This is a genomic window from Nocardia sp. NPDC127526 (assembly GCF_042672265.1).
Taxonomy (GTDB): Bacteria; Actinomycetota; Actinomycetes; order Mycobacteriales; family Mycobacteriaceae; genus Nocardia.
This window is the reverse complement of record NZ_JBHXVO010000005.1, coordinates 87283-110698: the sequence shown is the minus strand read 5'-3', so window position 1 is coordinate 110698 and position 23416 is coordinate 87283. Positions and strand designations below refer to the sequence as shown.

Sequence of the window (23416 nt, the reverse complement as noted above, 5' to 3'; positions counted from 1 at the left end):
GCTCAGTGCCTTCTCTTGTGTCGTTTCCCGCTCGGCCGGGCGCCCGGTCGGGGACCGCCGCCGTCCCGGGTGCGTGGACCGTGGCTCTCCCGTCCGGCCGCGAAACCATCGAAGGAGGCGCTCTTCTCGAAGGAGGGGCGGCTGGCGGCGCCGGCACGCTGGGCGCCGACCTCACCCGCGCGGGCGCTGGCCGCGCCGGAGCGGCGGGCCATCACCTTGCGGGTGTGCTCGGCCACCGGGCCGAACCGCTCCTTGATCGATACCAGCAGCGGCACCGCGAAGAAGATCGAGGAGTAGGCGCCGACGATCATGCCGACCAGCTGCACCAGAGCCAGGTCCTTGAGGGTGCCCACGCCCAGCAGCCACACCGCGACCACCAGCATGCCGATGATCGGCAGGATGCCGATGATGGTGGTGTTGATCGACCGCATCAGCGTCTGATTGGCCGCCAGGTTGGCCTTCTCCGCATAGGTGTGCTTGCGCAGATGCAGCACGCCCTGAGTGTTCTCCTCGACCTTGTCGAAGACGACCACGTTGTCGTAGAGCACGAAGCCCAGAATCGTCAGCAGGCCGATGACCGCCGCGGGCGTCACCTCGAAGCCGACGAGCGAGTAGATGCCCGCGGTGACGACCAGGTTGAAGAACAGCGAGCCGATGGCCGCGATCGACATATCGCGTTCGAAGCGAATCGCGATGTACACCATGGTCAATGCCACGAACACCGCCAGCGCGATCAAGGCCTTCTGGGTGATCTGGCCACCCCAGGTCTCACTGATCTCCGCCACCGAGATGGCATTCGGATTCGGCTGGCCGTTCTTGTCCTTCGGCTGGAACGCCTCGTACAGCGCATTGGTCAGCGTGGTCGACTGCTGGTCGTCCAGCGACTCCGAGCGGATCTGAATGGCCGCCGCCGCACCGGAACCCACCTTCTGCACGGTCACCGGATCGTGGCCGAGCGCGGACTTGTACACCTCCTCCACCTGGGAGGTGGTGACATTGTCCGCGGCGGGCAGCTGGATGCGGGAACCGCCGGCGAAGTCGATGCCCAGGGTGAAACCCTTGATCGCGATGCTCGCGATGGCGATGACCACGAACAGGGCGCTCAAGGCGTAGAAGAACTTCCGGCGTCCGACGATCTCGAAACCGCCGGTGCCGGTGTAGAGCCGCTCGAACACACTGTGCTGCGGCGTGCTGCGATCCGATTCGAAATCGAGCTCGGAATCGATATCCAGCGCGGTGCCACTGGACTTGCGCATGATCACGCCTCCTTCACCAGGACGCCGGCCGCCGCCTTGCGTTCACGGGCAATCTGAGCAACGGCGCCGAGGCCGTTCACCGACGGCTTCGCCCAGAACGGCGAGCGCGAGGCCATCAGCATGAGCGGTCCGGTGACCAGGTAGAGCACGACGACGTCGAGCACGGTGGTGACGCCGAGAGTGAAGGCGAAGCCCTTCACCTGGCCCGCGGCCAGCAGGTACAGCACCGCGGAGGCGATCAGGCTGACCGTCTTGCCGGACAGGTTGGTGCGCTGGGCGCGCGCCCAGCCGCGCGGCACGGCCGAGCGGAAGCTGCGGCCCTCGCGCATCTCGTCCTTGATGCGTTCGAAGAACACCACGAACGAGTCGGCCGTCATGCCGATGCCGATGATCAGACCGGCGATACCGGCCAGGTCGAGGGTGAATCCGATCCACCTGCCCAGCAGCACGATGATCGCGTACACCGCCGCGCCCGCCGCGAGCAGCGAGAAACCGGCCAGGAAGCCGAGCATGCGGTAGTAGAGCAGGCAGTACAGCAGCACCGCGATCAGGCCGATGGCGCCCGCGATCAGGCCCGCGCGCAGCGAGGACAGGCCGAGGGTCGCCGAGACCGTCTCGGCCTCGGAGGTGGCGAAGGACAGCGGCAGCGAACCGTACTTGAGGGTGTTCGCCAGTTCCTTGGCCGTGGTCTTGTTGATGCCGGTGCCGGAGATGGCGGTGCTGCCGCCGTACTGGCCGGCCTGCTGCACCACCGGCGCGCTCACGACCTTGGAGTCGAGCACGAAGGCCAGCTGCTGGTTGTAGTACTCGGTGGTCAGCTTGCCCCAGGTGTCGGCGCCGCCGGACTTGAACTCGACGCTGACCATCCACTTGGATTCCTGCGCGTTGAAATCGCCGGTGGCGTTCTTGATTTCCTGGCCGTCGAGCTTGGAGACGTCGAGCAGGTAGACCTCGGTGCCCTCGGTATTGCAGGTGACCAGCGGCAGGTTCGGGTCGTCGTTGCCTTCCAGGGGATCCGGCTTGGAGCAGTCCATGCTCATCATGGCGATCTGCTGGATCGACGGATCGGTGCTCTGCCGCAACGCCTTCGCGGCCGCGATGTCCTGCGCTTGCTGCTGCTGCGGGTTCTGCGGCTGGTTGGCCGGGGTGGTCGGCGCGGCCGGTTCGGTGGTCGGAGCCGGTTCCGTTCCCGGCGCCGGCTCGGTGGTCGGAGCCGGTTCGGTGGTCGGGGCCGGTTCGGTCGGCTGCTGCGCCGGGAACACGCGGTTCTGCACGGCCGGGGCCTCGCCCGTGGTGGGCGGGGTCTGGGTCTCCGCGCCGGGCGCGGTGGTGTCGGCCGGCGGCACGGTGGCATTGGCGGGCGGGGCCGGTTGCTGCTGTTGCTGGTTGACCGGCTGGCCGTTCACCACCTGCGGCGGGATCGACTGCAGCACCGGGCGCACGTAGAGCTTGGCGGTGCTGGCCAGCGACTTGGCCTGTCCGCCGTCCTCACCCGGGACCGTGATCACCAGGTTCTCGCCCTCGATGACGACCTCGGACCCGGAGACGCCGAGGCCGTTGACGCGGCGCTCGATAATGTCCTGCGCCTGGCGCAGACTGTCCTGGCTCGGCTTGCCGCCGTCGACGGTGCGGGCGGTCAGCGTGACGCGGGTACCGCCCTGCAGGTCGATGCCGAGCTTGGGGGTCGCGGATTTGTCACCGGTGAAGAACACCAGGCCGAACATCACGGCCACCAGTGCGGCGTAGACGCCGAGCAGGCGCAGTTGGCGCGCCTTTCCCTGGGAAGGTGGCACAGTACTTATCTCCTAGGCGGAATCGAGGGGAGCGAGCGGGCACACCGCAGCGCCGTCGGCCGCCGGTGTGCCCGGCGGCGGACGGCGCTGGATGTGTCAGTCCTTGGACAGGCGCGTGGTGTCGTCGGCGGCGTCCGAGACGGCGTCGGCGACGCCGTTGGCGGCGGGCTCCGCGGCGGGGGCGGTCGTCGTGTCCTCGGTGGTGGTGGTCTCGACGTCGTCGGTGCGCACCTCACGGATCGCGGCGCGCGACCAGGTGGTCACGACCTCCTCGGCGATCTCGAGGTCCACGGTGGTGTCATCGACGTCCACCACGGTGCCGTACAGCCCCGACGTGGTGACGACCCGGTCGCCGGTCTTCAGGCTTTCCTGCATCTCCGTAACCTTGGCCATCTCGCGCTTCTGGCGGCGGACACCGAGGAACATCGGGATGAGCAGAGCAACCAGCAGCAGCGGCAGCAGAAGGTCCATCGTCGAAGTCAGCCCCTAGTCAATGGTCGGATGGGTGCGTGTCCCCCACAGTCTGCCAGCAATCCACCGAACAGGACGCGCCGACTCTCTATCCGACCGTTCCTCAGCATTCAATTGCGGCCCGAACGGTCTTGACCGCTGGCGTGTGTGCTTGCTGCCGCACCCGGCCGGCCTCCCGTGGGGACCAGGGGTGGGGCAGAGCTTTCCACACTCCATGCGCACTGGGGTCGACACTGCCACCAGGCTCGATAGTTGGCCCGTCACGCTCCTCTGTGCGTGACGGGGACCGGTCGAGTGACGCGACAGTTTAAACCCGAGTCCGCGTCGCCCGATCGCTACCGCCGCCCCGTGATGGACGGTGACCATGCGACCGGGAGTCTTGGTTTGTTTCTGCAATGGGGCGCGCCAGCACTTTCCACCAACCTTGCTGGTGTAGGCCGGATCGACCGCCACAACGGCTAGGTCGCGGCGTGCGGCCATGCCGCGCAGCCGTTCTCGGAACCTCGAGGTGGGAATGCCTGTGACAGCGCGTCGGAATCGTTTGCCGCGCTTACCTCGTCCTAAGGTTTCGCGACCCGTCTCGCGGGCTTCGGCGAAGTCGAGGTTCTCGATCACGATAGCCGCGCATCCGAAGTGTTCGGCGATGTCGAGAAGCGTAGTGATAGCGGCTCGCAGATGGCCGTCGCGCTGCGAAGCCGACAACCCACGTATCGCAACATCGATCGTGCCCGGCGCGCCGATCGGGTTCCCAGAGGTGTCGAGCACGCACGTGGCAAGGTGGCCATCGTTGAGGTCCACCCCCAGCACCCGCCCGGTACGGATCGTCGCGAGCGGGACAGATTGAGCTGGCTCGACGGCCCAGGACGCAGCCAGATACCACCGTTGCTTTCGCGGATCGTAGGAAATGTCATATCGGACAGCGCGATTCCCTTGGATACGGTCGCTCCACTCATCGAACCGATAGTTGAATTCCACTGGCGCCGCGATAGTCAGATGGGTACCGAACCGATCTGTCAACCCAGCGGGAACCTTGATCCGCAGCTGCTGGGTCTCAGGTGAGACGCGGATGGTTTCGTTCCCTCCGATCTTGCCTGTTTCACCGTCCGCGGCCAGAAATAGGCGAGCAGCATCCCACTCCTGCTGCCATTGATGCTCGGTGAGATCGGCGGTGTCGAGATGGTTGCGGCTGCGCCACAACCGTTTTCCACCCATTACGATCGACGGACACCCCGCCTCCAACCGCTGATGCGCTCTTTCGGCTTTGTCTCGCAACGCTGTCAGGCGACGAGTCTTCTGAAATCGTTCGGCGTCATCTCGGTAACCGGTGATTCTCCTGTCACGTTCGCCTGGGGCGAGTGCGCATCGCGCCGCGAGTGTCTGGATGGCCGAATCCAGGCTCCGCGCTCGCGCAGTGAGTGCGCGCATACCCAATTGGTACTGATCCTCCACCGCACGGGTGATCGTTCCGGCCCATCGTGACGAGGTATCTGCGGTGATAACGCGCTTACGCTCGGTCCGGTAGGCGACTTGCTGCCTGCGGTCCAGGTGCCCCTGTTCTATTCGTGCGGTCAGCTCGTGGCGATACAACCGGCCGTTGTACTCGCCAATCGCGGTCAGAACTGCGGCTTCCTCAGACGTGACGTGCAATCGAGTGCGGATGCTGACGGCCCCAGGCGCAGCGACAACGAACGGTTCCCTATGCCGACCCGACTTTGTCACCGCTCGACCCTAACTCAGTGCCCGAAAACATGTTCGATCGAAGGCGACAGTGGTCAGGAAACGCCCGATTCGTGTGCCACAGTGGCGTGTTGGCGCACAGGCGCCCTAGCCAGGCGCGTCTGAGGCACGTTCAGCCGCTTCCTGCCCATCCTCCTGATCCGGCGCGAAGGGCCACTCCTCGAACCACTCGCACTTGCCCTCCCCGTCGAACCGCAGCACCCAAAGGTCCCGCCACCTGCCCGGATCCTCGTCCTCGTACTCCACGAACACCCGCACGACCGCGGTGTTCCCGTCCACCGCGAGCACTTCCGACATCATCCGGAACCGCTCGTCGGCCCCCTTCCGCCCGGCTTCCCAGAACCCCCGCAACGCCTCGATCCCCACAATCGGCTTCGCCCAGGGCGAAACCAGATACCGGGCCTTGTCCGCGAACAACTCCCCCACCGCCGCGGTCCCGGCCGTTCGCCAAGCCCGTTCGTACGCACCGACCCACCGCGCGACACCCTCGCGATCCATACCCCGACGCTACGCTCGCCGATCACCGAACCGCGCCCACCCAGCCGTTCGCAGCCCCGAAATCACTCGGGCCGAAACCGCGTGGAGCGCGGCGGGCACGACGGTGATCCAGCACGGCGAACACGAGGGTCGCCAGCGCCGCCGCGACGGCTGCGCCCGATTACCGCGATCCGCTGCGTAGAACCACTCAGATTCCGGTGGAGGCAGCGCGGCGCGGTCGGGCTCACCGGTTGCGGCGCCTCGACCGGACGACGAGGCCGACACACACGGCGGCCGCCACGAGAAGGAAGGCGGTCGCAATCAGCACCGCGTAGCCGACGAACCTGCTCGGGATGCCGAATCCATCGGCTGCCGGGACCCCGGATTCGCCCGGTTCCGGGGCGATGGCGGTCATGCCCGGCGGCACGGTCAGGGCGGATCCGGCCGGGCGGTTGCCGGCGCCGCACGAGGTGTGGATGCGGTCGCCGGCACGTTCACCGAAGATGACGTAGCGCCGGCCGACCTCGCCGCTCCAGCCGCAAGCGGTCGATTGGGCGGTGGCAACGCCTTGCAGGCGGGCCGCCGAGCCCTTGTACACGGTGTCGACCTCGATGGTGAAGACCCCGCCGCCGTAGTCGTCGAGCTCCTCGACGCTCCGCACGGTTCCGATGAAGACCGTGTCCGACTGCGCGAAAGCCTCGGCGTCGGACGGCCGCGGACAGTGGCTGCAAGCACAGGCTGTAGGCGGTTGCGCCACAACGGAAATCGCAACCGTGAGCAGTGCTGCGACAGCCAGGCGGCATATCCACTTCATATGAATCAGTAGACCGTGTAGGACTCGCGGGACAGGTGGAAGCCGTGGCGGGCGAAGGGGTCCACGCACTCCAGGTAGGCGGGCTGAATGGTGCAGACGACGTTGCCGGCCTGGACGGTTTTGCCGTAGTCGATGATTCGGCCCTGGGTGGGGTCGAAGGGGCGGTCGGTGTGGCAGCGGATTTCGGCGTGGGTGCCGTCCCATTGGGAGAAGACGTCGCCGTAGGCGCCGGAGCAGGTCGCGGGGCGGTCCGGGGTGGCGTAGGTGTATTCGAGGATTTGGCAGACCACGCCTCGGTCGCTGGTGGCGCAGATGATATTGCCGCTGGGGGTGCGGAATTGGCCGGTGTCGCCGGCCTGGGCGGGAGCCGCGGCGGCGGTCAGAGCGGCCATGGCGGCGCCGGCGAGTATTGGAAACAGGCGTGACTTCATGGTGGTCCCCCCACTGTGAGTCCGGCGGCCAGCCGGACGGCATCCGGTTCCGGATGCCATTTCCATATCGCGCCCGGTGTCGCGGGCGGTAACGGCGGCGTCGCCGACTGAGCAATTTCGGTCATGCCGGGACGGCCGCGGGTCGGGAAGACTCGAAGGGTGCAGACAGGACGGGATCGGCTTCGGGAGTTGCTGGACGCGGTGCTCGACGAGGACAACGCCACGCTCGGTGACATGGCGGCGGATGCCTACGCCTCGCCGTTCCACTTCTCGCGGCAGTTCGCGCGGGGTACCGGGGAGACGCCGGTGGCGCTGCGGCGGCGGGTGCTGCTGGAGCGGGCCGCGTGGGAATTGAGCGGCGGCAAGAGCGTGACCGAGGTGGCGTTCGCCGCCGGATACGACTCGGTGGAGGGGTTCAGCCGGGCGTTCAGCCGGGCGTTCGGGCATCCGCCCAGCGGGACCACGAATGAGCGGAAGCAGCGCTGGCTGCCCGCTGTGAACGGAGTGCATTTCCATCCGCCGATGTCGTTGTGGGTGGAGAGCGAGCCGAGAGGACGGGCGGATATGGATCCCACGGCGGTCATGGTGCACAACGAATTGGAGGACACGCGGGAATTGCTCACCGCGGCAGCGGGGCTCGACGAGGAGCAGTATCGCCGGGTGCAGGCGGCGGGGTTGACGGTGTTGCCGTGGGACGGTGCCGAGGAATCCATCGCGGCCGTATTGCACCGGCACGTGCGGACGCGGGAGTTGTGGCTGGCCTCGATCGACGGGGCGGATACCCCGCCCGAAGGCGAGGACGATCCGGAGAGCCTGATCCTGCGCTTCAACGCCGTCGCGCCGCGCTGGCTGGAGGTAGTGCGGGAGATCGATCGGCGCGGCGGGTGGAGCGACACCCTCATCGACGCGCTGTGCGAACCGCCGGAGAGCTTCGTGCTCGGCAGCGTGATCGCGCACGTACTCACTTTTTCCGCGCACCGGCGACTGCTCGTCCGGCACTGGTTGCGCACCGAATCACCGGATATCGCAGAAAAACTCGGTTACGGAGACCCGATCATGTGGCTCCGCCAGAGAGGATGAGATGACCTTCGCCACCTATTACACCGCCGCCAGCCTGGACGGCTTCCTCGTCGACTCCGACAACTCCCTGGAGTGGCTGCTGCACCGCGAGAACGACGAGCGGGGACCGATGGGCCTGGCTCCGTTCGTCGACAGCATCGGTGCGATCGCCATGGGCGCCAACACCTATCAGTGGATCATCGACCACGACCCGGACACCTGGGCGTACGACGTCCCGGTCTGGGTGTTCACCCATCGCGAACTCACCGCCGCTCCCGGTCGCGATATCCGGTTCACCACCGATCCGGTGACCACCGTGTACGAGCAGATGGCGGCCGCCGCCGGGGACAAGAACCTCTGGGTCATGGGCGGCGGCGATCTGGCCGGGCAATTCGCCGATCACGGCCTGCTCGACGAGCTCGTCGTCTGGTTCGCGCCGGTCACCCTCGGCGCCGGGGCACCCCTGCTACCCCGGCGTCGCGAGTTGAAACTCACCGAGGTCGCGATGAACGGTGAATTCGCCTGCGCCCGTTATCAAGTGCTCCCGGCCTGACCGGGGCCGCGGGGTCCGGGACGCGCGGTCGGCCGCCGACTCTGCCGACCGCGCGCTCCCTGCTCAGGCCGACTGCACCCCGTAGGTGTAGTCGTCGAGCGGGAAGCTGGACGCCTCGCGGTGGGCATTGAGCGTGCTGGTGGGGCGGAGCAGCGCCGCCTCGCCGTGCTGGTTGAAGTAGTAGCTGCGGGCGGTGGCGCACTGGCCGCCGTAGAAGACCGACGAGCCGAGCTTGTCGGTGACGCGGTCCAGGAACTGGGCATTGGCCGACTCGGTGACCTCGAAGACCTGCTCACCGCGACGGAACATCTCACCGAAGAGGCGGCCGATGTGCTTCATCTGCGCCTCGATGGTGGTGAAGTAGGACAGGCCGCTGTAGGAGTAGGGGCTGTTGAGCGAGACGAAGTTGGGGAACTTCGGGATGGTCACGCCCTCGTAGGCCTGGAAGCGGTTGTCGCGCCAGAACTTTCCGAGATTGACCCCGTCGCGGCCGATGATCTCGATGGCCGGGAAGTTGACGTCCCACAGGTTGAACCCGGTGGCCAGCACGAGGGTGTCGATCTCGGTCTTGTGGCCGTCGGCGGTCACGATGCCGTCGGGCTCGATGTGATCGATGGAATTGGTCTCCAGCCGCACGTGCGGCTCGTTGAACGTCTTGAAGTACAGGTTCGAGAAGGTGGGCCGCTTGCAGCCGAAATCGTAATCGGGCGTGAGCTTCTCGCGGGTCTCCTTGTCCCGCACCGAGGCCCGCAGATGCGCCTTGGCCAGCACGCCGGCCGCCTTGTTGAGCGGCTTGGCCTCCTTGAAGTGCAGCACGCCGACCACCATGAGCGCTTCCAGCAGCGAGGTGTTGACCAGGCGGGCGGCCTTCTGCGTCACCGGAACTCGCGCGAACAGCTGCTGCACCGGCTTCGGAATGGCGGTGTCGATCTTGGGCACCACCCAGATCGGCGTGCGCTGGAAGACCGTCAGCGCGCGCGCCTGCTTGGCGATCTCCGGAATCAGCTGCACGGCGGTGGCTCCGGTGCCGATGATGGCGGCCTTGCGATCGGTCAGGTCGTAATCGTCCTCCCACGCGGTGGTGTGGATGATCTTGCCCTGGAAGGTGTCGATGCCCGGGAACGGCGGTGTGTACGGCTGCGACAGGAACCCGGTGGCGGCGAGAACATAACGCGCGGTGAGGGATTCACCGTTCTCCAGCGACACGGTCCAGTGCTGCTGCTCCTCGTCCCAGCGCGCCCCGCCGACCACGGTGTTGAACCGCATGCGCCGGCGCAGGTCGTACTTGTCGGCGACGTGCTCGGCGTACTTCTTCAGCTCCGCGCCCGGCGCGAACAGCCGCGACCAGTACGGATTGGGCTCGAAGGAGTACGAGTAGGTCACCGAGGCGATGTCCACGGCCAGCCCCGGATAGCGATTGACGTGCCAGGTGCCGCCGAGATCGTCCTCGCGCTCCAGGATCACGAAATTGCTCAGGCCGAGCCGATCCAATTCGATGCCCGCGCCCATACCGCCGAAGCCCGCACCGACCACGATGGCGTCGTACTGAGGTGCCACGCCGAACCTCCAAAGAAATGATGCCCATGTCACGGAATGACATCTCATTCCGTTTGTGATCACCGTATCATCGGGAGCGTGACGAAGCCATCCTCGAGAATCGAACGACGCAAGGCCGAGCTCCGCCAGGACATCATCGACACCGCCTTCGCGTGCTTCGCCGAGAAGGGCTACCACGCCACCGGCATTGCCGATATCGCCGCCGAGCTGGGCATCGGGCACGGCACCTTCTATCGCTACTTCGCCAATAAGCGCGACATCATCGATCACGTCATCGACGATCTGGCCGCCCGCATCATCGAGGCGCTGGGCACCGACAACGCCCCCGACGCGGCCGACACCCTGGAGTCCTACCGAGCCCAGACCGAGCGCATCGGCACCGCGCTGATCGGCATCTTCCTGGAGGATCAGCGGGTGGCGCAGCTGCTGCTGTTCCAGGCCACCGGCATCGACGCCGAGCTCACCATGCGCCTGTACGGCCTGCTGGACTCCGCCGACGCGCTCACCGCCGGCTATCTGGAGCACGGCGTGGAGCAGGGCTATCTGCGCGCCGATCTGGATACCGGCAATACCGCGAAGGCCGTCACCGGCATGATCCTGGCGGCCATCATCCACGGCCTGCGCGATCCGGATATGACCGCCGTCGAGGGCCTGGGCCAGGCCATTCGCCGGCTGCTCATCGACGGCGTGCGCAAGGACTGATCCGGCAAACCGGATTCGCCTCGGGGCGGCGGAGATTCGGACATGCGGGGATTGGCACAATGGCGCGGGTGACCCCCGAGGACGTCCGCCGCAAACGATTCGGCCATGCACCGTTCGGGCACCACGGCTATCACCCGGCCCAGGTGGACGCCTTCTGCGTGCGCATCGCCGAGACCATGTCCGGTCGCGACCACCTCACCGCCGCCGATATCCGGCTGGTGGAATTCGACGCGCCCCCGCGCGGGCAGCGCGGCTACGACATCGAGCAGGTCGACGACTTCCTCGACCAGGTGTGCACCGAGCTGGAATTCCTGCGCCGCGGGCGGGGGCGGGTCCCGTCGGGGCGCTTCGCGGATGTGCTCACCCATGACGATGTGCTGCGCATCCGGTTCTCCGCGCCGCCGCACGGCCTGTCCGGGTATGCGGCCGAGGAGGTCGGGGCGTTCCTGGATCGATTAGCCGCGACCCTGGCGCACCACAGTCCCAATGGCCTGACCGCGGAAGATGTGCGGCAGACCGCTTTTCACACTGCCGCCGCGGGCATGCCCGCGTATCACCGCGACGAGGTCGACGCGTTCCTGGACCTGGTCGCGCATCAGCTGGAGAAGCTGCCGCAGCATTGAACCCGCGCCGGGGTCGCTACCGCGAATCAGGACCCGGCGAGCGCAGGGGTCGAGCGGAAGGTGCGCCGATAGGCCAGCGGCGTGACGCCGATGGATTCGTGCAGATGTTGGCGCAGCGAGGTGCCCGTGGCGAAGCCGACCTCGGTCGCGATGCGGTCCACCGGCAGTTCGGTCGATTCGAGGAGTTCGCGGGCGCGGAAGACGCGCTGTTGGATCAGCCAGCGGCCGGGGCTCATGCCGACCTCGTCGCGGAAGCGGCGGGCGAAGGTGCGGCCGCTCATGTGCGCTTGTTCGGCCAGGTCGGCCATGGTGAGCGGTAGGTGCAGGTTTTCCAGGGCCCACTGCCGGGCTCCGGCGGTGCCGGCGGCGGCCGGTGGGGGCACGGGCTGCTCGATGAACTGCGCCTGTCCGCCGTCGCGCCAGGGCGGCACCACGCAGCGGCGGGCGACGCCATTGGCGACCTCGCTGCCGTGGTCGCGGCGGATGAGGTGCAGGCACAGGTCGACTCCGGCGGTGGCGCCGGCGGAGGTGAGGATGTCGCCGTCGTCGACGTAGAGGACGTCGGGATCCAGGTGGACGCGCGGGAAGGCGCGACGGAAGGTATCGGTGAACTTCCAGTGTGTGGTGGCGGCGCGGTCGTCCAGGAGTCCGGCGGCGGCCACCACGATCGCGCCGGTGCAGATGGATACGAGCCTGGCGTGCGCGGGGATTCGGGCCAGTGCTTGCGAAACAGCGTGTGGGAGACCGTCACTCAGCATCGACTCGACATCGCACGGCGGGATGATCACGGTGTCGGCGGTTTCCAGCGCCCGGCTGTCGTGCGCGACCGCGATATCGAAGTCGCAGTTGCTGCGCACCGGCCGCCCGTCGAGCGAGCAGGTGATCACCTCGTAGCGGCCGTCGGCGGTGCCGAACACCCGATTGGGGATGCCGAGTTCGAAGACGTACACCCCATCCAAGGCCAGGACCACGACCCGATGCGGCTGAGCTCCGTCCGACTGCATGGCACGATTCTATCGAATAATGGCTATCCTGCCATTTTCTCGGATGCGGCTCGGCGGGAGGCTGGAGGCATGACCGAGATCGAACTTCCCGAGACGATGCGCGTGATCAGCCAGGACGCCCTCGGCGGCCCCGAGGTGCTGCACGAGGCCCGGCGGCCCGTTCCACAGCCGGGGCCGAGCGAAATCCTCGTCCGGGTGCGCGCCACCGCACTCAATCCGACCGACTGGAAGCATCGGTCGATTCCGGGCCTGTTCCTGCCGGAACCGCCGTTCGTGCTCGGCTGGGACGTCTCCGGCGAGGTGGTCGCCACCGGCGTCGGCGTCACCCTGTTCCGGCCGGGCGACGAAGTGTTCGGCATGCTGCCCTATCCGTACGGCCACGGTGCGGCCGCCGAATACGTCACCGGGCCGGCGCGCGCCTTCGCCCGCAAGCCCGCCACTCTCGACCACGCGCGCGCGGCGGCCATTCCGCTGGCGGCCCTCACCGCCTGGCAGGCGCTGGTCGACACCGCCGATGTCCGTGCGGGCCAACGCGTCCTGATCCATGCCGCGGCCGGCGGCGTCGGCCATTTCGCCGTTCAGATCGCCAAGGCCCGCGGCGCGTACGTCATCGGCACCGCGAGCGCCGCCAATCACGGTTTCCTGCGCGAGCTGGGGGCCGATGAGGTAATCGACTACCGCGCGGTCGATTTCGCCGAGGTCGTCAGCGATGTCGACGTCGTGCTCGATCCGATCGACGAGGCGAACGCCATTCGCTCCCTGCCCACGCTGCGCCCGGGCGGGGTGCTGGTCACCTTGCGCCCCCTGGGAGTCGACGATCTGCTCGCCGCCGCCGAACGCCTCGGCCGGCGCGTGTTTCCACTGCTCGTCGAGGCCGATCACGCGGGCATGACCGCATTGGCCGAGCTGGCCGAATCCGGCGCTCTCTCCCCCACGCTCGCGGGCGTCTTCCCGCTCGCCGACGCCGCCAAGGCGCACGCCCTCGGCGACACCGGCCGCACCGTAGGCAAATTGGTGCTCACCGTGGACCGACCCTGAGGTGCGAACCGCGGCCCGTGGCGGTAGAAATTCCGCCATGGGTACGTGGGACGTAGGTCCGTTCGACAATGATTCCGCCGCCGACTGGTGCGGCGGGCTCCATGACGCCGCACCGGACAAGCGGCAGTTGATGATCCGGGAGGCGCTGACGGTCGTCGCGGGCAGCAAGGATTACCTCGACAGCGATGTCGCCTGCGATGCGATCGCCGCCGCGGCGATCATTGCCGCACAGCGCACTCGGACGGCGATCACCTCGTCGTATGCGCCGGACTTCCTGCTCGAGGGCGGAAGTGTGAGCGTCGACGACGATGTGGCGGCGCTGGCCATTGCGGCGCTGGATCGGATCGTGGCCGATGAGTCGGAGTGGCGGGATCTGTGGGAGGAGTCGGAATCCTTCGCGGCGGCGCTGGAGGTCATCGCGGAGTTGCGGGCCGATTTGGAGGACTGAGTCCGCGAGCCCGGATCGGGTTGCCGGTTTCCTTGACCTCGAGCGGGGTTGAGGGTCGATGGTGGTCATGAGGACGACGCGAAGGAGGGCTCATGACCCGCCCGACCATTGGAGTCGCGCTGCCGGGGCCCGCGAAGGACGACGGGGGCGAAAGCATTCGGAACGCGGCGATCACCGCGGAGCAGCTCGGACTGGATGCCATCGGCGCCGCGGATGTCTTGATCGGCGATGGGACGCCCGGGCTGGACGCGCGGCGGAGGCCGGGCGGGCGATGCCCCGGATTCATGTCGGGCTGCACGCCGTGCTCGGCGAGGAGCCCGAGGACCGGGCGGATCGAGAGGTCATGCGCGAGGAACTCGGCGGATTCTTCGAGATGTCCCCCGGCCAGGTGGACATGGTCACGGTCACCGGGACGCCGGAGGAGGCTGCGCAACGGTGTGCCGAGTATGCCGACGCGGGGGCCGACCACATCGGATTCGCGCTGGATGGGCGGGATTACGAGCGGCAACTGCGGCTCCTGGGGAGTGTAAGGAACATGCTCTGACCAAAACTTAGGTTTGACATAAAACTCTGCTGAGCCTATTTTTGCGGTAGTTGGACATTGCTGCCGTGGAAGGGGCGTAAACAGTGCGCAAGATTCAGTTCTCCAGCCGTGCGGAATCCATCGCCGTGCCGGAGCCCGAGCCTGGTCCGGGACAGTTGCTGGTGCGCACCGAACTGGTTGGCGTCGGGGTGCGGCTGGTGCAGTTGTGGCGCGAGGGGGCGCTGGGCGATCCCGGCGGGGAGATGGTCGGCGCCGTGGTCGCCGTCGGCCCCGGCGTGCCGGCCGGCTGGGTCGGAAAGCGGGTGGGCGGCCTGGTGTTCGAGGGCGTCTACGCCGAATATGTGCTCGCCGCACCACAGTTGATCACGGAGTTGCCCGCCGAGGTCGAGCCCGCGGATGCGCTCGCCCTGGTACGAGGGGGTCTTGTCGGCATGGGTGCATTGCGCGCATCGCACTTCGCGGCGGGCGAATCGGTCCTGGTCATCGGGGCCGCCAGTGGTGTGGGCCATCTCGCGGTGCAGTTGGCGCGGGCGCTCGGCGCCTCGCGGGTGCTCGCTGCGGCGGGATCCGCCGGCAAGGCCGGCTTCCTCCGGGAGTGCGGGGCCGACGCGGTGTTCACCTACGACGATCCGTGGAACGAATCGGTCGATGTCGTACTCGACGGGGTCGGCGGACCTTTCGTGCAGCGCGGGGTGAACACCCTTGCCCCACACGGCCGCTTGGTGGCCTTCAGCGCGGGCGGCGGCACGGTGGACGCCTCGGGCCTGCTGACGGATCTGAAGACCGTCACCGGATTCGCCGTCGGCCTGCTCGGCCGCACCCGCCCGGAGGTGCTCGAGTCCTACCGCGCCGAACTGTGGCGGCTGCTCGCGGCCGGCGAGCTCCGTCCGCAGCACACCGTGCTGCCCTGGGATCGCATGGACACGGCCATCGACCTGATCGAAACCCGACGCAACCTCGGCCGCGTCGCCGTGCGAACGGCCGCATAGCCCTCGCGGCCGATCGAGGGCCCGTTACTCGAACAAGTCCAGCGTCGGATGGGATTCGCGGGCACGCACTTCGATCGATCCGAAGACCAGATCCGGGGGCGGGACGAGGCCGAGGTGCTCCCAGGCGGCGGCGGTGGCGACGCGGCCGCGCGGAGTCCGGGCAACCAATCCTGCTCGGACAAGGAAGGGTTCGCAGACCTCCTCGACCGTGGCCGCTTCTTCTCCGACGGCGACGGCGAGGGTGGAGACGCCGACGGGACCGCCATTGAAGCTGCGGATGAGAGCGCCCAGCACCGCACGGTCCAGGCGATCCAGGCCGAGCGCGTCGACGTCGTAGACGGCGAGCGCGGCTTGGGCGACCGCGCGGGTCACGAGGCCGTCGGCCTTCACTTCCGCGTAGTCGCGGACGCGCCGCAACAGGCGGTTGGCGATACGGGGCGTGCCGCGGGAGCGACCGGCGATTTCCACGGCGGCTTCGACTTCCAACCGCACGCCGAGGATTCGCGCCGAGCGTTGCAGGATGTATTGCAGCTCATCGGGTTCGTAGAAGTCCATATGGCCGGTGAAGCCGAAGCGGTCGCGCAGCGGGCCGGTCAGTGCGCCGGAGCGGGTGGTGGCGCCGACCAGGGTGAAGGGGGCGATGTCGAGCGGGATCGACGTCGCGCCCGGGCCTTTGCCGACGACCACGTCGACGCGGAAGTCCTCCATGGCGAGGTAGAGCATTTCCTCGGCGGGCCTTGCCATGCGGTGGATTTCGTCGATGAAGAGCACATCGCCCTCGACGAGATTGCTGAGCATGGCGGCCAGGTCGCCGGCGCGCTCCAGGGCCGGGCCGGAGGTGAGGCGCAGGGCGGTGCCGAGTTCGGCGGCGATGATCATGGCCATGCTGGTCTTGCCCAGGCCGGGCGGGCCGGAGAGCAGCACGTGGTCGGGGGTGCCGCCGCGCAGTTTCGCGCCGCGCAGGACCAGGGCGAGCTGTTCGCGCACGCGGGGCTGGCCGATGAAATCGTCCAGGGATTTCGGGCGCAGGCTGGCTTCGATCTCGCCGTCGGAGGCGAGATAGCTGGGGCTGACGGCGGATTCGTCGGGTTCGGTGGGGGCGAAGTCGGAGTCGTCGGTCATGATCGCCTATCGGTTCTTGCCCAGCAGTCCCAGCGCGGCGCGCAATGCCTTGGAGGTGTCGGCGTCGGGTTGATCCAGCAGGACCGCATCGACGGCGGGTTCGGCGTGGCGAATGGGGAAGCCGAGGCCGATGAGGGCGTCGACCACCTGATCGCGGATGGGGGTGACCATGGGCGCGGGACCGGCGCCGGGTGGACCGGATTGCACGGGAACGAGATTCACCTTGTCGCGCAGTTCCACGCACATGCGTTCCGCGCCGCGCTTGCCGACGCCCGGGACCCGGGTCAGGGCGGCCACATTCGATTCGGCCAGGGCCTTGCGCAGGGCTTCGGGCTCGAGAACAGCGAGCACCGCCATGGCGAGTTTGGGGCCGACGCCCGAAACCGTCTGCAGCAGCACGAACAGTTCGCGCGCTTCGGTGTCGGCGAAGCCGAACAGCGTCATGGAGTCCTCGCGCACGATCATGGTCGTGTAGAGGCGAGACTCCGCGCCGCGGGTGAGCCCGGCCAGGGTGGCGGGGGTGGCATTCAAGCGGTATCCGACCCCGGCGGCCTCCAGGACCACATGGTCGAGCCCGATCTCGAGCACCTCGCCGCGTACCGACGCGATCACCGCGTTACCGCCTTCCGTTGCTGGGCAAGCCTTTCCTCGTACATGCGCCGTTGCTGCGCGGCCTGCGCCTCGGCCTTGGCCATGCGCTCGAGCATGGGCGCGCGCCAGCAGTGGCAGATGGCCAGCGCCAGCGCATCGGCGGCGTCGGCCGGTTTGGGCGCGACCGCCAGTCCGAGGATACGGGTCACCATGGCGGTCACTTGCGCCTTGTCCGCCGAACCGTTTCCGGTGACGGCGGCCTTGACCTGACTGGGGGTGTGGAAGTGCACCGGAATGCCGCGGCGTGCGGCCGTCAGCGCGATCACCCCGCCCGCCTGCGCGGTGGCCATGGCGGTGCGCACATTGTGCTGGGAGAACACCCGCTCGATGGCCACGGCCTCGGGCTTGTGGGTGTCCATCCACGCTTCGGCGGCATCGGCCACCCGCAGCAGCCGTTCGGCGAGATCCATATCCGGCGGTGTGCGAACCACATCCACGGCCAGGGCGGTGACCTGCCGGCCCACCCCGCCCTCCACCATGCTGAGGCCGCACCGGGTGAGCCCGGGGTCGACACCCATCACCCGCACGAAATCCCCTCTCCCAGCCAACGAACAACTGTTCGAGAGTCTAACGGACGCAGCGGGACTCCCCGGCCACCGACACGGAGCGGTCCGGGGCAGGGCATTCGTCACCGCACCACCATGGCAGCTGCCACCGACATGTTCGGGTCCCGGAGCAGACCCTCAGGGCTTTTCGCCGAGAATCGCGTCGAAGGCCACCCGCAGCGCGCGGCATGCGCGTGCTGTTCGGTGATGTCTCCGCGTACCGCGATCAGATCCGCCATATCCGGATTCTCGCACCCGTTTGTGCCTGCCCCCGCCGGGTATGCGGCGGAACAAGCCGGTGTGGATCACCGCAGTGTCCTACGGGATCTCCACACCGGAGGGAGAAAGGCGAACGGACAATGGTGACTTCACGTACAACCACCCGGTGGACGCCGGTACAACTGGGTGCGGCCGTGGTCGGCGCGGTCTTCCTGCTGGCGGGAGTGCTGGGATTCATTCCGGGCATCGTCACCGACTACGACAGCCTGGGCTGGGCGGGGCACGAATCCCATGCCGAACTGCTCGGTATTTTCCAGGTTTCGGTGCTGCACAACATCGTTCATCTGATTTTCGGCGTGGCCGGACTGCTGGCCGCGCGCACGATCGGCTACGCCACCTACTTCCTGCTCGGCGGCGGCGTGCTGTATCTGCTGCTGTGGATCTACGGCCTCGTCATCGACAAGACCGGCGATGCCAACTTCGTTCCGGTCAATACCGCCGACGATTGGCTGCACTTCGCGCTCGGCGCGGGCATGGTCGTGCTGGGCCTGGTACTGCCGCGGCTGCAACAGCGGTCCAGCATCAATCCGATGCGCTGACCCTCGCCCCGGTACGGCGAAGGCCGCCTCCGACAGCGGAGGCGGCCTTCGTCTGGTCGCTGGGCTCGATCAGGCGTCGAGTTCGGCGAGCACCTCGTCGGAGATATCGACATTGGTGTAGACGTTCTGCACGTCATCGCTGTCTTCGAGGGCGTCGACCAGCTTGAAGACCTTGCGCGCGGTATCGGCGTCCACGGCCACCGACATGGACGGCTGGAAGCCGGACTCGGCGGACTCGTAGTCGATGCCGGCGCCCTGCAGCGCGGTGCGGACGGCGATCAGATCACCGGGCTCGGAGATGACCTCCCACTCCTCGCCGAGATCGTTGACCTCTTCGGCGCCGGCGTCCAGCACGGCCATGAGCACATCGTCCTCGGAGAGACCGTTCTTCTCCAGCGTGATGACGCCCTTGCGGCTGAACAGGTAGGCGACCGAACCCGGGTCGGCCATATTGCCGCCATTGCGGGTCATGGCCACGCGCACCTCGCCGGCGGCGCGGTTGCGGTTGTCGGTGAGGCATTCGATCAGCACCGCAACACCATTGGGGCCGTAGCCCTCGTACATGATGGTCTGCCAGTCGGCGCCGCCGGCCTCTTCACCGGAACCGCGCTTGCGGGCGCGCTCGATGTTGTCGTTCGGGACCGACGACTTCTTCGCCTTCTGAATCGCGTCCCACAGGGTCGGGTTGCCGTCCGGGTCACCACCACCGGTCCGGGCCGCCACCTCGATGTTCTTGATCAGCTTGGCGAACAGCTTGCCGCGCTTGGCATCGATCGCAGCCTTCTTGTGCTTGGTGGTGGCCCATTTGGAGTGGCCGCTCATTCCCTACTTCCTCGGTTCAGGGGGCAACGTCGCCCGCGGACGGACAGCGAGGCCCCAGTCTACTGCGCGCCGTCGGGACGGCCGCGCACCCATGATCTTGTACCAGTCATACTCCGGCGCGCGGCCGAACCACGGTGTCGACGAACAGCTTGTGCACGCGCAGGTCACCGGTCACCTCGGGATGGAAGGACGTGGCCATCACGGTGCCCTGGCGCACCGCGACGATCCGCCCGGCCGCCGGGCCCGAGGGCACCGTGGCCAGCACCTCGACGCCGGCACCGGCCCGCTCCACCCAGGGCGCCCGGATGAACACCGCACGCACCGGGCCGTCGTCCAGGCCGGTGAACTCCAGATCGGTCTCGAAGGAATCGACCTGGCGGCCGAAGGCATTGCGCCGCACCGTCATATCGATGCCGTGCAGCGGCTGCATATCCGGGCGGGTGTCGAGCACCTCGGAGGCCAGCAGGATCATGCCCGCGCAGGACCCGTAGGCGGGCAGTCCGTCGCGCAGCCGCTGCCGCAGCGGTTCGAGCAGATCGAAGACCTCGAGGAGCTTGCTGATGGCGGTGGATTCACCGCCCGGGATGACCAGGCCGTCGATCGCGGCCAGCTCGGATTCACGGCGCACGGCCACCGGCTCGGCCCCGCACGCCGCCAGCGCGTGCACATGTTCGCGCACGTCACCCTGCAATGCCAGCACACCAATCCTCGGAGTCACGCCGTCGAGCATACTTTTCGCGGGCGGTGTGGCCCTGCTCACCCAGGGTGTGAAGGAATCGTTAGGACGGATGACCAGTCTGGTAGGGGGCGCGCACACTCGCCCGAGTGACTGATGCGTTACCGCAATCCACGCCCGGCCCGCGCGGTGGAGTAGGCATGCCGCCGCCCCGTTCCCGGGGAATGATCCGAGCCGAGCGAACCATCGCCCGAAACGGGCTGAACCAGAATCCGGACGGGCACTCCGACACCACGGGCGCGACCAACTCGAGCGCGGCCGAACCGCACCCGGCCGCGCATCGAGTCGGAGACTCGCATTCGGATCCGAGCGGACGAGGCGGCGACTGGCATCCGGATTCCGGCGGGAGCGGCGATGCGGGCCGTTGGCCGGAGTCTCGCCGCACGCGGGGGCCAATCAGGTTGCGGCGCAAGGCGGGTCACGGGCTGACGGTGTCCACCGGATTGGCCGGGCTCTCGCTCGACGCCATGGCGTCGGTCTCCTACGGTCCGGAAGCCATCGTGCTGGTGCTGGCCACCGCGGGTGCGGCGGGGCTCGGCTTCACCCTGCCGGTGACGGCGGCCATCGTGGTGTTGCTGGCGGTGCTCATCGCGTCGTATCGGCAGGTCATCGCCGCCTTCCCGAACGGCGGCGGCGCGTACGCGGTGGCCAAGGAGCGGCTCGGGCATCGCACCAGCCTGGTGGCGGCGGCCTCGCTCATCGTCGACTACGTGCTGAATGTGGCGGTGTCGATCGCCGCCGGCGTGGCCGCGCTGACCTCCGCGTTCCCCGGGCTGCACGCCTACACCGTGGAAATCTGTCTCGCGGTGCTGGTGGGCATCACGGCGCTGAATCTGTACGGGATCCGGGAGAGCGCCCGCGCCTTCATGATTCCGACGATCGTGTTCGTGCTCGGCATCTTCGCGGTGATCATCGGCGGGCTGCTGCGGGCGGAACCGGCCGGCGTGGCGACCGGCGCGGCGGTGGTGACCGATGCGCACACCATTGGAATTCTGTTGCTGCTCAAGGCTTTCTCCAGTGGTTGTGCGGCGCTGACCGGGGTGGAGGCGATCGCGAACGCGGTGCCGAGCTTCGCGCAGCCCAAGGCGCGGCGGGCGCAGCGCGCGGAAGTGGCGCTGGGTGTGCTGCTGGGCGTCATGCTGCTCGGGCTGGCGACGCTGATCGAGAAGTTCGAGGTGCATCCGCTCGAGGGCACGACCGTGCTGTCGCAGCTCACCGAGGCGGCGCTGGGGCATGGAATCGCCTACTACGTGGTGCAATTCGCGACGGTGATCCTGCTGGCGCTGGCGGCCAACACCTCCTACGGCGGGCTGCCGACGCTGACCAAGATCCTGGCCGACGACAACTGCCTGCCGCACCGGTTCGCGGTGGCCTCACCGCGGCAGGTGTATCGGTTCGGCGTACTGGCGCTGGGTGTTTCGGCGGCGGTGCTGCTGGCGGCGTCGAACGGCAATATGAACGCGCTGGTGCCGTTGTTCGCGATCGGCGTGTTCGTGGGGTTCACCATCGCGCAGGTCGGGATGGTGCGGCATTGGCCGGCCACGCGCGGACAGGGGTGGAAGTGGCGGATAGGGCTCAACGGGTTCGGTGCGCTGCTGACCTTCGTGGCGGCCATCGTGACCACGGCCATGAAGTTCACCGAGGGCGCGTGGCTGATCGTGGTGGTGCTGCCGCTGCTGGTGGTGGCCATGGAGCGAATTCGCAAGACCTACCGCAAGATCGACGGCTGCCGGGGTGCGGGGTGCGTGCCGGAGACGCCCAAGGCGAGCGAGACCGCGATCGTGGTGCCGGTCTCGGAGGTGTCGGAGCTGAGCCGCGAGGCGCTGTCGGCGGCCATGTCGCTGGGGCGGGATGTGGTCGCGGTGCACGTGTGCCTGCCCGGGGAGAACATCACCGTGTTCACCAAGGAGTGGGAGGCGTGGCATCCCGAGGTGCGGCTGATCCTGCTGGAGGACGGCGATGCCACCGTCGGCGGACCGGTCGCGCGGTATGTGCGCGATACGTTCCCCGGGCGGCGCAAGGTCGTGGTGATCGCGGAGATCGAACCGCCGGCGGGATGGAACAAGGTGCTGCCCAGTCATCGCAGTGATGAGCTGGAGCGGGTGCTGCGGAAGATGCCGGACACGGTGGTCTGCCATCTGCGGGTGCAGACGGCCTGACCACTGACGGCGGCTTCACACCCCGTCATCCCGACGCGATACCCCCGTCATCCCGACGCGATACCCCCGTCATCCCGGCGCGCTCTTGGCCGGGATCCACACCGTCTGTGCATCAACGGTTTCGTGGATTCCGGCCAAAAGCATGCCGGAATGACGGGGGGACGGTCGCCGCCTCGACCTGAGGAGTAGTCAGTTGGTGCCCGGCGGGTACGACTTCGCGTTCTTGTCGCGCGGGGTGCGGATCAGCCCCTCCTGCACGACGGCCGCGACCAGTTCACCCTTCTGATTCCAGATGCGGCCGCCGGTGAGTGCGCGCCCGAATCCGGCCGAGGGCGACTGCTGGTCGTAGAGCAGCCAGTCGTCGGCGCGGAACGGGCGCAGGAACCACATGGCGTGATCGAGGGAGGCGTTCTGGGTCGGCTCGTCGGGATGCGGCACCTTCGAGGATCCGAGCAGCGTCATATCGCTCATGTAGGCGAGGGTGCACACGTGGAACAGCGGGTCGTCGGGCAGCGGGTGCCGGTAGCGGAACCACACCTGTTGCTGTGCGGCCAGCCCGCCGCGACGGTCCACCTGCTCCTGCGGGATGGTGCGGATATCCCAGTGCTCCCACTCCCGCATGGCCCACAGCCGCTCCGGGCTCATGGAGGTGCGGGCGTCCGGAAGATCCTGCGGCACAGGCACGGTCGGCATATCGTCCTGATGCTCGGGCCCCTCGTCGCCGCGATGGAAGGAGGCCGACATGGTGAAGATGGCCTCGCCGTTCTGCACGCCGGTGACGCGCCGGGTGCAGAACGAGCGCCCGTCGCGAATGCGATCGACCAGGTATACGGTGCGCTCCTGCGGGTTGCCCGGCCGCAGGAAGTACCCGTGCAGCGAATGCACCTGGAACTCCGGCTCCACCGTCCGCACCGCCGACACCAGCGCCTGCCCGGCGACCTGCCCGCCGAATGTGCGCGGCAGCTGCGTCTTGGTCGACGCGCCCCGGAAGATGTCACGCTCGAGCCGCTCGATCTCCAGCGCCTCTTCGATCGTCGCCATGCACCCGTTCCCTTCCGAATCGTCGG

Annotated in this window: 26 protein-coding genes; 10 read left to right on the top strand and 16 right to left on the bottom strand. The window is 67.9% G+C overall.

The features are described from left to right. Positions 1-2: 2 nt before the first annotated feature. The 7 genes from secF to ACFVIV_RS11535 form a co-directional block, all read right to left on the bottom strand. Entirely contained in the window at positions 3-1256 is a 1254-nt protein-coding gene (gene secF, locus ACFVIV_RS11565) for a protein translocase subunit SecF (protein ID WP_379195154.1), read from the bottom strand. Positions 1257-1258: 2 nt separating this feature from the next. Then, entirely contained in the window at positions 1259-3049 is a 1791-nt protein-coding gene (gene secD, locus ACFVIV_RS11560) for a protein translocase subunit SecD (protein WP_379195152.1), read from the bottom strand. A 96-nt stretch (positions 3050-3145) separates the two neighbouring features. After that, positions 3146-3520, bottom strand: a complete 375-nt coding sequence (gene yajC / locus ACFVIV_RS11555) for a preprotein translocase subunit YajC (RefSeq protein WP_379195150.1) — start codon at positions 3518-3520, stop codon at positions 3146-3148. 15 nt (positions 3521-3535) lie between these two features. Next, positions 3536-5167 carry a hypothetical protein gene (locus ACFVIV_RS11550; protein WP_379195149.1) on the bottom strand — a complete coding sequence of 544 codons (1632 nt, stop codon included), beginning with the start codon at positions 5165-5167 and terminating at the stop codon, positions 3536-3538. Positions 5168-5344: 177 nt separating this feature from the next. Then, positions 5345-5755, bottom strand: a complete 411-nt coding sequence (locus ACFVIV_RS11545; RefSeq protein WP_379195147.1) for a nuclear transport factor 2 family protein — start codon at positions 5753-5755, stop codon at positions 5345-5347. A gap of 223 nt (positions 5756-5978) precedes the next feature. Next, positions 5979-6395 (bottom strand): hypothetical protein, encoded by a 417-nt coding sequence (locus ACFVIV_RS11540; RefSeq protein WP_379195145.1) that lies wholly within the window; start codon positions 6393-6395, stop codon positions 5979-5981. A 158-nt stretch (positions 6396-6553) separates the two neighbouring features. Beyond that, positions 6554-6979, bottom strand: coding sequence for a DUF6636 domain-containing protein (locus tag ACFVIV_RS11535; protein ID WP_379195143.1), 426 nt, complete (start codon positions 6977-6979; stop codon positions 6554-6556). A 159-nt stretch (positions 6980-7138) separates the two neighbouring features. Between ACFVIV_RS11535 and ACFVIV_RS11530 the strand changes: the two genes are divergently transcribed. Continuing rightward, positions 7139-8059, top strand: coding sequence for a helix-turn-helix transcriptional regulator (locus ACFVIV_RS11530; protein ID WP_379195141.1), 921 nt, complete (start codon positions 7139-7141; stop codon positions 8057-8059). A 1-nt stretch (position 8060) separates the two neighbouring features. Further along, complete coding sequence (locus tag ACFVIV_RS11525) at positions 8061-8591, top strand: dihydrofolate reductase family protein (protein WP_379195139.1); 531 nt, start codon at positions 8061-8063, stop codon at positions 8589-8591. 63 nt (positions 8592-8654) lie between these two features. Here the strand turns inward: ACFVIV_RS11525 and ACFVIV_RS11520 are convergent, their stop codons facing one another. Beyond that, positions 8655-10148, bottom strand: a complete 1494-nt coding sequence (locus ACFVIV_RS11520) for a flavin-containing monooxygenase (protein WP_379195137.1) — start codon at positions 10146-10148, stop codon at positions 8655-8657. Between the two features lie 36 nt (positions 10149-10184). On the opposite strand from ACFVIV_RS11520, the gene ACFVIV_RS11515 reads away from it, so the two are divergent. Together ACFVIV_RS11515 and ACFVIV_RS11510 are read left to right on the top strand one after the other, a co-directional pair. After that, positions 10185-10850: a TetR/AcrR family transcriptional regulator gene (locus ACFVIV_RS11515; RefSeq protein ID WP_379195135.1), complete on the top strand. Its 666-nt coding sequence runs from the start codon at positions 10185-10187 to the stop codon at positions 10848-10850. A 59-nt stretch (positions 10851-10909) separates the two neighbouring features. Next, positions 10910-11473, top strand: a complete 564-nt coding sequence (locus ACFVIV_RS11510; protein ID WP_379195133.1) for a DivIVA domain-containing protein — start codon at positions 10910-10912, stop codon at positions 11471-11473. A 26-nt stretch (positions 11474-11499) separates the two neighbouring features. Here the strand turns inward: ACFVIV_RS11510 and ACFVIV_RS11505 are convergent, their stop codons facing one another. Beyond that, on the bottom strand, positions 11500-12477 hold the full coding sequence (locus tag ACFVIV_RS11505) for a GlxA family transcriptional regulator (RefSeq protein ID WP_379195131.1): 978 nt from the start codon (positions 12475-12477) through the stop codon (positions 11500-11502). A 69-nt stretch (positions 12478-12546) separates the two neighbouring features. On the opposite strand from ACFVIV_RS11505, the gene ACFVIV_RS11500 reads away from it, so the two are divergent. From ACFVIV_RS11500 to ACFVIV_RS11485, 4 genes are all read left to right on the top strand, one after another. After that, complete coding sequence (locus ACFVIV_RS11500; protein ID WP_379195129.1) at positions 12547-13515, top strand: NADP-dependent oxidoreductase; 969 nt, start codon at positions 12547-12549, stop codon at positions 13513-13515. A 37-nt stretch (positions 13516-13552) separates the two neighbouring features. Beyond that, positions 13553-13963 carry a DUF4259 domain-containing protein gene (locus tag ACFVIV_RS11495; RefSeq protein ID WP_379195127.1) on the top strand — a complete coding sequence of 137 codons (411 nt, stop codon included), beginning with the start codon at positions 13553-13555 and terminating at the stop codon, positions 13961-13963. Positions 13964-14234: 271 nt separating this feature from the next. Then, the gene (locus tag ACFVIV_RS11490) at positions 14235-14507 is read left to right on the top strand and encodes a hypothetical protein (RefSeq protein ID WP_379195125.1); all 273 of its coding nucleotides are present in this window, start codon (positions 14235-14237) and stop codon (positions 14505-14507) included. An 83-nt stretch (positions 14508-14590) separates the two neighbouring features. After that, positions 14591-15496 (top strand): zinc-binding alcohol dehydrogenase family protein, encoded by a 906-nt coding sequence (locus tag ACFVIV_RS11485; protein ID WP_379195123.1) that lies wholly within the window; start codon positions 14591-14593, stop codon positions 15494-15496. Between the two features lie 24 nt (positions 15497-15520). Here the strand turns inward: ACFVIV_RS11485 and ruvB are convergent, their stop codons facing one another. From ruvB to ACFVIV_RS11465, 4 genes are all read right to left on the bottom strand, one after another. Then, positions 15521-16618 (bottom strand): Holliday junction branch migration DNA helicase RuvB, encoded by a 1098-nt coding sequence (gene ruvB, locus ACFVIV_RS11480; protein ID WP_379195121.1) that lies wholly within the window; start codon positions 16616-16618, stop codon positions 15521-15523. Between the two features lie 6 nt (positions 16619-16624). Continuing rightward, a complete protein-coding gene (gene ruvA, locus ACFVIV_RS11475) occupies positions 16625-17230 on the bottom strand; it encodes a Holliday junction branch migration protein RuvA (protein WP_379195119.1) in 606 nt (201 codons plus the stop codon). Next, positions 17227-17796 (bottom strand): crossover junction endodeoxyribonuclease RuvC, encoded by a 570-nt coding sequence (gene ruvC / locus ACFVIV_RS11470; protein WP_379195634.1) that lies wholly within the window; start codon positions 17794-17796, stop codon positions 17227-17229. Before ruvC ends, ruvA begins: the two co-directional genes overlap by 4 nt. A 101-nt stretch (positions 17797-17897) precedes the next feature. Continuing rightward, the gene (locus tag ACFVIV_RS11465; RefSeq protein ID WP_379195117.1) at positions 17898-18053 is read right to left on the bottom strand and encodes a hypothetical protein; all 156 of its coding nucleotides are present in this window, start codon (positions 18051-18053) and stop codon (positions 17898-17900) included. A 120-nt stretch (positions 18054-18173) separates the two neighbouring features. Here ACFVIV_RS11465 and ACFVIV_RS11460 point away from each other — a divergent pair, with 120 nt between their 5' ends. Continuing rightward, the gene (locus ACFVIV_RS11460) at positions 18174-18632 is read left to right on the top strand and encodes a DUF4383 domain-containing protein (RefSeq protein ID WP_379195115.1); all 459 of its coding nucleotides are present in this window, start codon (positions 18174-18176) and stop codon (positions 18630-18632) included. A gap of 69 nt (positions 18633-18701) precedes the next feature. On the opposite strand, the gene ACFVIV_RS11455 is transcribed toward ACFVIV_RS11460, so the two are convergent. Together ACFVIV_RS11455 and pdxT are read right to left on the bottom strand one after the other, a co-directional pair. Then, positions 18702-19454, bottom strand: coding sequence for a YebC/PmpR family DNA-binding transcriptional regulator (locus ACFVIV_RS11455; RefSeq protein ID WP_379195113.1), 753 nt, complete (start codon positions 19452-19454; stop codon positions 18702-18704). Positions 19455-19560: 106 nt separating this feature from the next. After that, on the bottom strand, positions 19561-20184 hold the full coding sequence (gene pdxT, locus ACFVIV_RS11450) for a pyridoxal 5'-phosphate synthase glutaminase subunit PdxT (protein ID WP_379195632.1): 624 nt from the start codon (positions 20182-20184) through the stop codon (positions 19561-19563). Between the two features lie 473 nt (positions 20185-20657). Between pdxT and ACFVIV_RS11445 the strand changes: the two genes are divergently transcribed. After that, a complete protein-coding gene (locus ACFVIV_RS11445) occupies positions 20658-22349 on the top strand; it encodes an APC family permease (RefSeq protein ID WP_379195630.1) in 1692 nt (563 codons plus the stop codon). Between the two features lie 189 nt (positions 22350-22538). Here the strand turns inward: ACFVIV_RS11445 and ACFVIV_RS11440 are convergent, their stop codons facing one another. Next, positions 22539-23390, bottom strand: a complete 852-nt coding sequence (locus ACFVIV_RS11440) for an acyl-CoA thioesterase (RefSeq protein ID WP_379195111.1) — start codon at positions 23388-23390, stop codon at positions 22539-22541. Between the last annotated feature and the right edge of the window lie 26 nt (positions 23391-23416).

What these genes read in the sequence shown, in the direction of transcription:
- ACFVIV_RS11455 (WP_379195113.1), bottom strand. Translation starts at nt 19,454, where the DNA reads ATGAGCGGCCACTCCAAATGGGCCACCACCAAGCACAAGAAGGCTGCG.
- ACFVIV_RS11465 (WP_379195117.1), bottom strand. Translation starts at nt 18,053, where the DNA reads ATGGCGGATCTGATCGCGGTACGCGGAGACATCACCGAACAGCACGCG.
- ACFVIV_RS11500 (WP_379195129.1), top strand. Translation starts at nt 12,547, where the DNA reads ATGACCGAGATCGAACTTCCCGAGACGATGCGCGTGATCAGCCAGGAC.
- pdxT (WP_379195632.1), bottom strand. Translation starts at nt 20,184, where the DNA reads ATGCTCGACGGCGTGACTCCGAGGATTGGTGTGCTGGCATTGCAGGGT.
- ACFVIV_RS11460 (WP_379195115.1), top strand. Translation starts at nt 18,174, where the DNA reads ATGGTGACTTCACGTACAACCACCCGGTGGACGCCGGTACAACTGGGT.
- ACFVIV_RS11505 (WP_379195131.1), bottom strand. Translation starts at nt 12,477, where the DNA reads ATGCAGTCGGACGGAGCTCAGCCGCATCGGGTCGTGGTCCTGGCCTTG.
- ACFVIV_RS11440 (WP_379195111.1), bottom strand. Translation starts at nt 23,390, where the DNA reads ATGGCGACGATCGAAGAGGCGCTGGAGATCGAGCGGCTCGAGCGTGAC.
- ruvB (WP_379195121.1), bottom strand. Translation starts at nt 16,618, where the DNA reads ATGACCGACGACTCCGACTTCGCCCCCACCGAACCCGACGAATCCGCC.
- ACFVIV_RS11490 (WP_379195125.1), top strand. Translation starts at nt 14,235, where the DNA reads ATGCCCCGGATTCATGTCGGGCTGCACGCCGTGCTCGGCGAGGAGCCC.
- ACFVIV_RS11525 (WP_379195139.1), top strand. Translation starts at nt 8,061, where the DNA reads ATGACCTTCGCCACCTATTACACCGCCGCCAGCCTGGACGGCTTCCTC.
- ACFVIV_RS11445 (WP_379195630.1), top strand. Translation starts at nt 20,658, where the DNA reads ATGGCGTCGGTCTCCTACGGTCCGGAAGCCATCGTGCTGGTGCTGGCC.
- yajC (WP_379195150.1), bottom strand. Translation starts at nt 3,520, where the DNA reads ATGGACCTTCTGCTGCCGCTGCTGCTGGTTGCTCTGCTCATCCCGATG.
- ACFVIV_RS11515 (WP_379195135.1), top strand. Translation starts at nt 10,185, where the DNA reads ATGACATCTCATTCCGTTTGTGATCACCGTATCATCGGGAGCGTGACG.
- ACFVIV_RS11545 (WP_379195147.1), bottom strand. Translation starts at nt 5,755, where the DNA reads ATGGATCGCGAGGGTGTCGCGCGGTGGGTCGGTGCGTACGAACGGGCT.
- ACFVIV_RS11535 (WP_379195143.1), bottom strand. Translation starts at nt 6,979, where the DNA reads ATGAAGTCACGCCTGTTTCCAATACTCGCCGGCGCCGCCATGGCCGCT.
- ACFVIV_RS11510 (WP_379195133.1), top strand. Translation starts at nt 10,910, where the DNA reads ATGGCGCGGGTGACCCCCGAGGACGTCCGCCGCAAACGATTCGGCCAT.
- ACFVIV_RS11495 (WP_379195127.1), top strand. Translation starts at nt 13,553, where the DNA reads ATGGGTACGTGGGACGTAGGTCCGTTCGACAATGATTCCGCCGCCGAC.
- secF (WP_379195154.1), bottom strand. Translation starts at nt 1,256, where the DNA reads ATGCGCAAGTCCAGTGGCACCGCGCTGGATATCGATTCCGAGCTCGAT.